This is a genomic window from Actinophytocola xanthii (genome assembly GCF_001921205.1).
GTDB lineage: Bacteria > Actinomycetota > Actinomycetes > Mycobacteriales > Pseudonocardiaceae > Actinophytocola > Actinophytocola xanthii.
This window is the reverse complement of the sequence record NZ_MSIE01000059.1, coordinates 60905-70627: the sequence shown is the minus strand read 5'-3', so window position 1 is coordinate 70627 and position 9723 is coordinate 60905. Positions and strand designations below refer to the sequence as shown.

The following is a 9723-nucleotide window of genomic DNA, read 5'->3' as shown; positions in this document are numbered from 1 at the left end:
CCCGCCGGCCACGGCCGGCACAGCGCCGCCCGGTTGGCGGACCGGTCGCAGGCTCGCTCGGAGACGCTCGGCGACCTGCCCCGCCGAGGCGGCGCCCGTACCGCCACCCAGCCGCCGCGGCCGCGCCAGCACGACCCGGCCGAGGGCGGGCAGACCGCCAACGGCCTGCCCCGGCGGGTCTCGCGCAGCATCAAGAGCCCCGACCATCGCGAGGACGCGAGCCGCCCCGCCGCCCCGCCGCCCGCCCCCGCGCCGCCGGACCGCTCGGCGGAACAGGCCGGGCACGAGAAGCTGCTGGCCGACCTGGACGCGTTCACCGCCGGTGAGGCCGCGGCGAAGGCCGACCGGCGGGCCGGCGAGCCGGACGCGGTGACCGGTGCGTCCCCGGCGGGACAGCCCGAGCCGGACCACACCCGCTGGCCCAACGACCTCGACCTGGCCACCGAGCCGGGACCGACGCCGGGACCGACGCCGGGACCGCGCCCGAGCCCACGCCCACACCCGAACCCGCCGTCCGGGGGGACGACGCCGTGACAGCCGCGAACCACAACCGCGCCGCCGACATCACCTGGCTGCTCAACGACTTCGTGGACAAGGTGCACGGGGTCACCCACGCCCTGATCACGTCCTCGGACGGCTTCCCGCTGACCGCGTCGGCGGCGGTGCTGAACGACGACGCCGAGCAGCTGGCCGCGATCGCGAGCGGCCTGCTCAGCCTCGCCGGCAGCAGCGCCGCCCTGTACGGCAAGGGGAACTGCGAGCAGATCATCATCCGGATGACCCGCGGCTACTTCCTGTTCATGGGGATCGGCACCGGCGCGGGGCTCGCCGTGCTGACCGGGCCGGACTGCGACATGCGGGTCGTGGCCTACGAGATGACGCAGTTCGTCACCAACGCGGGCCACGCGCTCACCCCGGAGCTGCGTGCCGACCTGCGACGGGTGCTCACCGCGCGCCGGCCCCACGCATGACCGACCCCGCCGAGGACGTGATGACGGTGTCCAGTGACGAGATCCGCGACGCGGGAAAGCCCAGGATGCGGAGCAAGCGGATTCGGCCCTACGCGCTGACCGGCGGGCGCACCCGCACCCGCCACCACCTGCTGGTCGAGACGCTGATCTCGGTACCGGAGTTCGACCCGGTGCTCGCCGAGTCGCTGATGCCCGAGTCCAGGCTGTTGTACTCCAGAGCACGGCAGCGCATGTCGGTCGCGGAGCTGTCGGCGGAGCTGGACCTCCCGCTCGGCGTGATCCGCGTGCTGATCAGCGACCTGGCCGTGCAGAACGCGGTCTACATCCACCCGACGGCGTTCGCCTACCAGAACAGCCCACAAGTGCTCGAGAGGATCCTCGATGGACTCAAGCAGCTCCCCGTCTGACTCGGGTCTGCTGACGATATCCGCGAAGATCGTTGTCGCCGGTGGGTTCGGGGTCGGCAAGACCACCCTGGTCAACTCGGTCTCCGAGGTTCGACCGCTGAACACCGACGCGTGGATGACCGAGGCGAGCGAGGGTGTGGACGACCTGCCACCGGGCGGGACGAAGTCGACGACGACGGTCGCGATGGACTTCGGCCGCATCACCCTGCACCAGGACCTGCTGCTCTACCTGTTCGGCACGCCCGGCCAGGCCCGGTTCTGGTTCCTCTGGGACGACCTGTCCCGCGGTGCTCTCGGCGCTGTCGTCCTGGTCGACACCAACCGGATCGACCAGTCCTTCGCGGCGGTCAACTACTTCGAGAACGACTCCGACCTTCCGTTCATCGTCGCGGTCAACCGCTTCGAGGGAAAGCCGGCGCACGACCTGGACGAGGTGCGGGACGCGCTGGCCCTGGCCGACGACGTGCCGCTGATCGAGTGCGACGCCCGCAGCCGCGCCTCGGCGATCGACGTGCTGCAGGAGGTCGTGCGGCACTCGATCTCGTTGGCCACGGTGTCCGCGCCCGGGTAACCGCTTCCACCGTCCCGTCCCTCTCGCTCCCTTCGAAGGAACCACAGAACATGCGCAAGGTGTTGATCGTCGGTGCGGGCCAGTCCGGTCTGCAGCTCGCCCTGACCCTGCTCGAGCACGGGTACGAGGTGACGGTCATGTCGGCGAGGACGCCCGAGGAGATCCGCGGCGGCCGCGTGATGTCCACCCAGGGCATGTTCGGCCCGGCCCTGGAGCACGAGCGTGCCCACGGCCTCAACCTGTGGGACGAGGAGACGATCCCGTTCGACGGCCTCGGTCTCTCGGTCGCCGCTCCCGACGGCAGCCGGGTCCTGGACTGGGTGGCCAAGATGGACAACCCCGGCCAGTCGGTGGACCAGCGGGTGAAGATGTCCGGCTGGCTCGAGCTGTTCGAGGAGCGCGGCGGTCAGCTCGTGATCCACGGCGTGACGACGGCCGACCTGGACAAGCTCGCCGGGATGTACGACCTGACCGTCGTCGCGGCCGGCAAGGGCGAGCTGGTCCAGCTGTTCGACCGCGACCCGTCCCGTTCGCCGTTCACCGCACCGCAGCGGGCGCTGTCGCTGGCCTACACCCACGGCGTCGGGCGCCGCCCCGAGCACCCCGACTTCGCCGCCGTCCGGTTCAACATCGTGCCCGGTGCCGGCGAGCTGTTCATGATCCCGTGCTACACGCTGAGCGGGAACTGCGACATCCTGTTCTTCGAGGGCATCCCGGGCGGTCCGCTGGACGTGTTCTCCGACCGCCCCTCCCCGGACGAGATCCTGCGACGGATCCTGGAGCTGATGCGGACCTACGTCCCCTGGGAGTACGAGCGTGCCCGCGACGCGGAGCTCACCGACCAGGGCGGCGCGCTGGTGGGCGGCTACACCCCGGTCGTGCGCCGTCCCGTCGGCGAGCTCCCGTCCGGGAACGTCGTGCTCGGCATGGCCGACGTGGTCGTCGCGAACGACCCGATCACCGGCCAGGGCGCGAACAACGCGAGCCACTGCGCGGAGCTGTACCTGCGGGAGATCGTGGCCAACGGCGACCGCCCGTTCGACCGCCGGTGGATGGCGGCGACCTTCGCGAAGTACTGGGACTACGCGAAGTACGTCACGGAGTGGACCAACGCGATGCTGATGCCCCCGCCGCCCCACGTGCTGGAGATCATCGGCGCGGCCGGCCAGATCCCCGCGGTGGCCAAGCGCTTCGCCGACGGTTTCGCCGACCCCCGCGACTTCCAGGACTGGTTCATGACCCCCGACAAGGCGACCGCCTACCTGCGTTCGGTCTCCGCCCCCGCCCAGACCTGAGCGGGGTCAGGCGACGAAGACGCAGAACGGGTGTCCGGCGGGGTCGGCGTACACGGCCAGCGGCTCTTCCGGGTTGTCGCGGCGGTCCTCCAGCAGCCGGCCGCCGAGCGCCAGCACGCGCCGGTGCTGCTCGTCCAGCTCCTCGACCGAGCCCACCGTGCTGTCCAGGTGCAGCTGCTGGGGTACCGCGCCGTCCGGCCAGGTCACCTCGGGCAGCCGCTCGACCTGCTGGAAGGCGAGCTGCGGGCCACCGCCCGGATTCCGGAGAACCAGCCAGTCGCGGCCGAGCTCGTCGGGCGTGTCGGGCTCCGGCGGCTCGTCGCCCGGCCGGTAGGTCAGCCCGAACAGCCGGCGGTAGAACTCGGCGAGCGCCCGGGCGTCGGTGCAGTCCAGCACGACCTGCCGCAGTACGGGTACCTTCTCCTGCACCGCCACAGTGAATCACCTCCGGTGCTGGTCCGCGCGACGGAACGGGAACCGAGACGGGTCCCGACGGGGTCCCAGTACGGCGTGGACCACGGGGGGACGGACATGTCGCTGGACGCGGGAACCGGTGCGGGGCGGCGCAACGGCGCAGGGGCGTGGTTCACGCCATGGGGCGCGGCCCGCCGGATCTACGGCCGGTACGGCCCGCCCCTCGGCGACCTCGCGGCGCTCGACGAGCTGGCCGCGCCGGTCGGCAGTGTGCTCTCGCGCCTCGGCCCGGTCCTCGAGGCCCTGCTGACCGTCCGCGTGTGGCTCACGCTCAACGTCGTCGCGCTCATCGCCCAGCTGGTCCAGGACGGCGCCGACGCGGTCGTGATCACCGTGTACCAGACGGGCATGGTGACGATGGTCGTCGGTCCGTTCGGCCTGCTGCTGGCGGTGGCGGTGCTGGTCGCCGTCGCCAGAACCCGGCTCACCGCCGCCAGGCAGCTGCTCCGCCCGGTCCTGCTCGCCCTGGTCACGTTCCTGGTCTCGGTGGGGGTCTTCGGCACCCAGCTGCCCGGCGTGCGCCAGGAGCTGGAGGGCTTGATCGCACCGGTGGTGGAGCTCGCCAGGCAGCCGCCGCTGTCGGTGGTCGCGCCCCTGCTGGGTGCCTGGCTGCTGCTGTTCGGGCTCTGCTCGGTCTACCTCATCCACCACCACGCGTTCGGCGGGGACGGCCGGCGCCTGCTCGACGCGCTGGTCAGCGTCTGGCTCGCCTGGGTGGTGGGCGTGGTGGAGATCGCGAACTACCCGGGCGGCGATCTGAGCACACGGGCGTTCGTCTGGCTGACCGTGGGCAGCGCCAGCGTGGCGACGCTCATCAGCGTCGTCGAGCTGGTGTCCCTGCGCCGCTCCGGGGTGACCTTCCGGAACGGACCCTGGGGACCCAGCTGAACGCGGGGGCGGCGAAGACGAGTGCGCCCGGAGCGTGGACGGACACACTCCGGGCGCGTTCCCCGGCAGGCGGTAGGCCGTGCCACTGGAGGAAGCACGTCCTGGTGCCGGGAGAGTTATCACCGGTGCCGGTGAACCCACCATTTCACCGCACCGAATCGATTCGCAAGCCCGGAATCAGGTGATTTTCGCGACCACTCGATAGATCGCGTCGATCATCGCTGCGCACGGCCTGGCGGCCTACGGTGCCGGCCACCCGGCGGCGGACGCCGGTGTGAGCAAGGCCACCGGTTCGCGGGTGGCTCGAGGACCCCTCGGGAGTAGGGCGGCTGTCGCCCCCGGGATGACGAGGATCCACCCGTGGTGGGGAAAGATCGACGCGATGCCCTTCTACCACGTGCCCCTCTCGGTCGCGCTCAGCCTGCTGCACCTGTTCGTCTGGTTCCGGGTGGTCAAGCCAAGTATGGCTCCCGGGCCACGCCGACGGGTGGTCGCCGGCGTGCTGATCACCGGCGACGTGTTGATGGTGGCGACCCTGCTGGCCAGTACGCGGCTGCCCCGGGTGTGGTCGGCGCTGTACTCCTGGCCCGGGTACATCTGGTTCGCGCTGTTCTTCTACCTGATCATCGTGGTGCTGCTGGCCGAGATCCCGCGCTTCGCGCTGCGGTGGTGGATCAGGAAGGACCCGCGCGAGCCGGACGGACCGGGCATCTCCCGGCGCACGTTCGTCGCCCGCTCGGTCGGTGTCGCCGCCGGGCTCACCTCGATCGGCGCGGTCGGGTACGGAATGCCGGTCGCGCTCAGCGACCCGGAGCTGAAGAACGTGCGGATCCGGTTGCCACGGCTGGACCCCCGCGCCTCCGGCTGTCGGATAGCGCTGGTCAGCGACATCCACCTCGGCGCGCTGCTCGGTCCGTCGTTCACCCGGCGGGTGGTCGAGCTGGTCAACTCGACCCGCCCGGACCTGGTCGCGATCGCCGGCGACCTCGTCGACGGCCGGGTCGAGCACCTCGCGGAGGCGGCCGAGCCGCTGCGCGGGCTGCGCAGCACCCACGGGACCTACTTCGTCACCGGGAACCACGAGTACTACTACCGCTACGAGGAGTGGGTCGAGCACGTGCGCACGCTCGGCATCACGCCGCTGCTCAACGAGCGCACCACGATCACCCACGGCGGCGGCCAGTTCGAGCTGGCCGGGCTGATCGACCCCAACTCGACGGTGGAGGGCATCCAGCCCGGCCCCGACCTGCCCAGGACCCTCGAGGGCTGGGACCGCTCGCGGGCACTGGTGATGCTGGCCCACCAGCCGGCCTCGCTGGAGGAGGTCGCCGAGGCCGGCGTGGACCTCCAGCTCTCCGGCCACACCCACGGCGGCCAGATCGCCCCGTTCAACCTGCTGGTGAAGGCGTTGGAGGGCTCCGTCGCGGGACTGTCCCGCCACGGCGACACCCAGCTCTACATCACCAGGGGCGCCGGTTTCTGGGGCCCGCCGGTCCGGGTGGGCGCCCCACCCGACATCACCGTCGTGGAGCTGGTTTCCTAGGACGTGCCCTAAGGGTTCCCGACGGTCACCACGATCTTCCCGCGGACACCGCCCTCCTCCAGCGCCCGGTGCGCCCGCGCGATGTCGGCCAACGGGAACGTCCTGTCCACGACCGGACGCAGTGAGCCGTTCTCGGTCAGCCGGGTCACCTCGGCGAGCAGGTCGGAGCGTGGGTCGCCGCTGAAGAACCGCACCCGGCGCCGACCGTGCACTGTGGACATCAGCAGGTACGCGAGCGACCGGGCCACGTGGTCGATGTCGAACGACACCGTGACCATCCGGCCGGTACGGGTGAGCAGTCTCCGGTAGTCGGGCAGCTCGGTGCCGACGGTGTCGAGGACGACGTCGAACCGGGGCAGCTCCCACGCCCGCGTGGTCCGGTAGTCGGCCACCTCGTGCGCCCCCAGCCCGCGGACGAACTCGAGGTTGCCCGCCCCGGCCAGCCCGGTGACGTGGGCGCCGTAGGCGCGGCCGAGCTGGACCGCCACATGGCCGACCCCGCCGCTGGCCCCGCGTACCAGCAACCGCTCCCCGGCACGCAGCCCTGCCTTGTCCCGCAGCGCGGTGACCACGGTGGTGGCGACCGCGGGCAGGGCGGCGGCCCGGGTCAGGTCGAGACCGGCGGGCGCGGGCGCCAGGCGGTCCGCGGCCACGACGACGAACTCCGCGGCGGAGCCGAACCGTCGGCCGAGCAGGCCCCACACGTGCTGGCCGGGTGCGAGGTCCGCCACGTCACGCCCGACGGCCGCCACCTCACCGGCGAAGTCGAGCCCGGTACGCAGGGGGAAGCGGCGCAGGCCGGTCACGACCCGGATCCGCCCGGCCCGCCCGTAGAGCTCGCCGCCGTTGACGCTGCTCGCCGCGACCCGCACCAACACCTGTCCCGGGCCGGCCACCGGTTTCGGCACCTCGCCCACGTACAGCACCTCCGGCGGCCCGTACCGGTCGTACAGTGCCGCGCGCATCATCGTCTCGATCGTCACGGTCCCGCTAACGTGGGTGCCGGCGACGGAGATCCAGGGTGGACAGAGGTGAGACGGTTGCGAGTCGATTCTTCTCGTATCCCGCGGGAGGACGCACGGCAGAACCGACGGCGCATCCTGGCCGCCGCCCGTGCGGTGTTCTCCGCGCGCGGGCTCGACGCCCCGATGGCCACCGTCGCCCGTCGGGCCGGGGTCGCCGTGGCGACGCTGTACCGGCACTTCCCGAACCGCCGGGCGCTGCTCGCCGAGGTGTTCGACAACGAGCTGCGGACGTGCGGCGCGGTGGTCGACGACGCCCTGGCCGACCCGGACGCCTGGCGAGGCTTCACCCGCGCCGTCGAGCGGCTCGGCGTGATGCAGGCCGTCGGTCACGAGCTGCACGCCGCGTTCGCCGCCGCCCCGCCCGCCTCCTTCGACGTCGAGGCCGCCCGCCACGAGGCCGAGCGGAAGCTCACCGAGCTGGTTCGCCGCGCGAGGGCGACCGGACGGTTGCGGGCGGACTTCCACGTCGCCGACCTGGTGCTCATGCTCAAGGCGGTCGCCGGCGTCGCGACGGGCACCGCCGAGGCCGCGCCGGGTGCGCGCCGGCTGGTCGCCCACCTACTGCGCTCCTTCGAGACCACGTCGGACGGTCCGCTGCCACCGCCCGTGCGGTTCGCCGAGTATCCCGCCGCCGGCCCTCGATGAGACCGTCAGTGCGTCTGCACGTTCGCGCACCTCATCCGAACCGCATGAGGTAGCGGTCGCTGCGCGAGTCGTCGTGCCGGCCGCCCGTGGGGCAGTGGGTCGCCGGCAGGCCGTTGAAGGCGAAGAACATGCCGTTGCACCGGAAGCAGAACCGCCAGCCCGCCTGCGCTCCCGCGCCGTTGTTCCGCGTCTCGGTCTCCATCCGGAACGAGACGTACCGCTGGCCACCGGGCGCGATCTCCCGGTCGCCCGGCCAGTGCGCGCCGAAACCACTCGGGTCGTTCGGGCAGCGGCCCCAGCCCAGCTCGCCCTGCCCGGAGTAGAAGACCGCCTTGCAGTACTCGCACCAGTGCCAGCCGGTCTGTCCCGCGCCGGGCTCGACGTCACGACGCAGGACATAGGCGCCGCTGGCGTCCCGGTAGTGGCTGTGGTCCCACAGGTGGGTCACCGGGCAGTGCCCGTTGTCGCCGCCGTCGACGAACCAGAGGCTCTGGCATCGGCGGCACCAGCGAAACCCGTCGGTGGCCGCGGCCGCCGGGACCGTACTGAGGCCGACGACGACGGAGCCGACGGCGACGCCGACGCCCAGTCGTGCGGCGCTGCGACCGAACGCGCGGCGGTTCACCTCCTCCTCCCGATCCGGTCCCGTCCGCCCAGGTGGGTTCATCTCTCGCTCCGTTGGTCGTCAGACGTCGAGCTTCCAGTTGCCGTTCTCGCGCACGAGCTCGTTCTCCGCCGTCGACGTCTGGCCGTTCACGGTCGCCGTCACCGAGATCGCGGCCCGGGCCCCGGTCTGGGACACGACCCGGACGTCGTCGACGGTGAGGCCGCCAAAGGACTCCAGCTGTGTGAAGGCTTCCCGGCACATGCTCACGAGCTCCTGGTGCCCGGCACCGAACCGCTCGAGGGTGCCGCTGCTCATGTAGCTGACCAGGGCGTCGCAGTCCTCGTCGCGCACGGCCGAGACCAGCCCGCGTACCGCTCGCTCCAGCGCGGCGACGTCCTCGGGCGTGACCTTCGGTCCGGGCCCGCCGCAGCTGGTCGACTGGCCCAGGACAGCGCACACGGGGTTCCCGCGGGTCACCGGCTCGTCCTCGGTGCCGACGGTGCCCACCGGACGCCGGAACACCTCACCGTCGTCGAGGTCGAGGAGAACCAGCTCCTTCGTCCGTTCGCCGGGAGCGACCGTGACGACCTCGCCGGGCTCGAACCGTTCCCACGCGTCGTCGGGGTTGCGGGCGAAGTCGGCCACGTCACCGGAGGACTCCGTGTCGCCGGCCTCGGTGAGCGGGTTGCCGCAGTTGCACTTCGCGCGCGGCACACCCCGGTCGTCGACCAGTACCGACGTGCCTGCCTGCAGCACCGCCTCGAAGCCGTCCGCTTTCCCGTCCTTGTAGTCGTAGTTGGTGACGCGGGTGTCGAAGCGTAGCCGGACCGGGGTGAGCGAGGCGAGGAAGGAGCGGATGTCGGCAGGGGCGATGCCGGCGACCTCCGCCCAGGCGCGGGCCTGTGCCATGTGCGCGGGATCGACGAGGTACCCGATGATCTTCTCGACGTCACAGGTCACCCCGTCGACGCTGCGGCCGTACATCCCCGGCAGCGTTCCCGTCGCCCGCTGGTCGTCGACCGCGGGGACCTCGGGCATGGCGGGAACGACGTTGGGACCGGGGTTTCGCAGGTCGGCGTTCCCCGGGACGAACGCGTTCGCCTGGGTGGTGTCCACCGGCAGCAGGACCACGTCGCCGCTGGAACCCTGGAACAGCGCGAAGAGTCCACCGAGGAGGCCGGCGACGAGCGCGCCGGCGACCGCCACCATCAGCGGGTGCCGCAGCAGCCAGCCGCGCTCGCGGGCTCGGGTCGGCGGAGCGGCTTCGCCACCGGCGCTGTTCGTCACGCGAGAAATC

11 protein-coding genes and 1 pseudogene are annotated in these 9723 nt (G+C 72.0%); 8 read left to right on the top strand and 4 right to left on the bottom strand.

From position 1 onward, the window contains the following. The 5 genes and pseudogenes from BU204_RS40295 to BU204_RS28715 form a co-directional block, all read left to right on the top strand. Positions 1–534: pseudogene (locus tag BU204_RS40295) on the top strand (hypothetical protein); the annotation flags it as partial. After that, a complete protein-coding gene (locus BU204_RS28730; RefSeq protein WP_075128896.1) occupies positions 531–971 on the top strand; it encodes a roadblock/LC7 domain-containing protein in 441 nt (146 codons plus the stop codon). The pseudogene BU204_RS40295 and the gene BU204_RS28730, both read left to right, overlap by 4 nt. 20 nt (positions 972–991) lie before the next feature. Beyond that, positions 992–1378 (top strand): DUF742 domain-containing protein, encoded by a 387-nt coding sequence (locus BU204_RS28725; protein WP_075128909.1) that lies wholly within the window; start codon positions 992–994, stop codon positions 1376–1378. Beyond that, positions 1353–1949, top strand: a complete 597-nt coding sequence (locus tag BU204_RS28720) for a GTP-binding protein (protein WP_075128895.1) — start codon at positions 1353–1355, stop codon at positions 1947–1949. The genes BU204_RS28725 and BU204_RS28720 overlap by 26 nt, the downstream gene beginning before the upstream one ends. 50 nt (positions 1950–1999) lie before the next feature. Then, positions 2000–3244: a styrene monooxygenase/indole monooxygenase family protein gene (locus BU204_RS28715; RefSeq protein ID WP_075128894.1), complete on the top strand. Its 1245-nt coding sequence runs from the start codon at positions 2000–2002 to the stop codon at positions 3242–3244. A 6-nt stretch (positions 3245–3250) separates the two neighbouring features. On the opposite strand, the gene BU204_RS28710 is transcribed toward BU204_RS28715, so the two are convergent. Then, a complete protein-coding gene (locus tag BU204_RS28710) occupies positions 3251–3679 on the bottom strand; it encodes a VOC family protein (protein WP_075128893.1) in 429 nt (142 codons plus the stop codon). Between the two features lie 96 nt (positions 3680–3775). Here BU204_RS28710 and BU204_RS28705 point away from each other — a divergent pair, with 96 nt between their 5' ends. Both BU204_RS28705 and BU204_RS28700 read left to right on the top strand, forming a co-directional pair. Further along, the gene (locus BU204_RS28705) at positions 3776–4606 is read left to right on the top strand and encodes a hypothetical protein (protein WP_075128892.1); all 831 of its coding nucleotides are present in this window, start codon (positions 3776–3778) and stop codon (positions 4604–4606) included. Positions 4607–4949: 343 nt separating this feature from the next. Further along, a complete protein-coding gene (locus tag BU204_RS28700) occupies positions 4950–6149 on the top strand; it encodes a metallophosphoesterase (protein ID WP_233160717.1) in 1200 nt (399 codons plus the stop codon). An 8-nt stretch (positions 6150–6157) separates the two neighbouring features. Here BU204_RS28700 and BU204_RS28695 read toward each other — a convergent pair whose 3' ends face one another. Next, the gene (locus BU204_RS28695) at positions 6158–7132 is read right to left on the bottom strand and encodes an NAD(P)-dependent alcohol dehydrogenase (protein ID WP_332888594.1); all 975 of its coding nucleotides are present in this window, start codon (positions 7130–7132) and stop codon (positions 6158–6160) included. Positions 7133–7180: 48 nt separating this feature from the next. On the opposite strand from BU204_RS28695, the gene BU204_RS28690 reads away from it, so the two are divergent. Continuing rightward, entirely contained in the window at positions 7181–7819 is a 639-nt protein-coding gene (locus tag BU204_RS28690) for a TetR/AcrR family transcriptional regulator (RefSeq protein ID WP_233160716.1), read from the top strand. Between the two features lie 31 nt (positions 7820–7850). Here BU204_RS28690 and BU204_RS28685 read toward each other — a convergent pair whose 3' ends face one another. Both BU204_RS28685 and BU204_RS28680 read right to left on the bottom strand, forming a co-directional pair. Next, complete coding sequence (locus BU204_RS28685; RefSeq protein ID WP_143229819.1) at positions 7851–8486, bottom strand: hypothetical protein; 636 nt, start codon at positions 8484–8486, stop codon at positions 7851–7853. Between the two features lie 18 nt (positions 8487–8504). Next, positions 8505–9713 (bottom strand): DUF6777 domain-containing protein, encoded by a 1209-nt coding sequence (locus tag BU204_RS28680; protein WP_075128889.1) that lies wholly within the window; start codon positions 9711–9713, stop codon positions 8505–8507. Between the last annotated feature and the right edge of the window lie 10 nt (positions 9714–9723).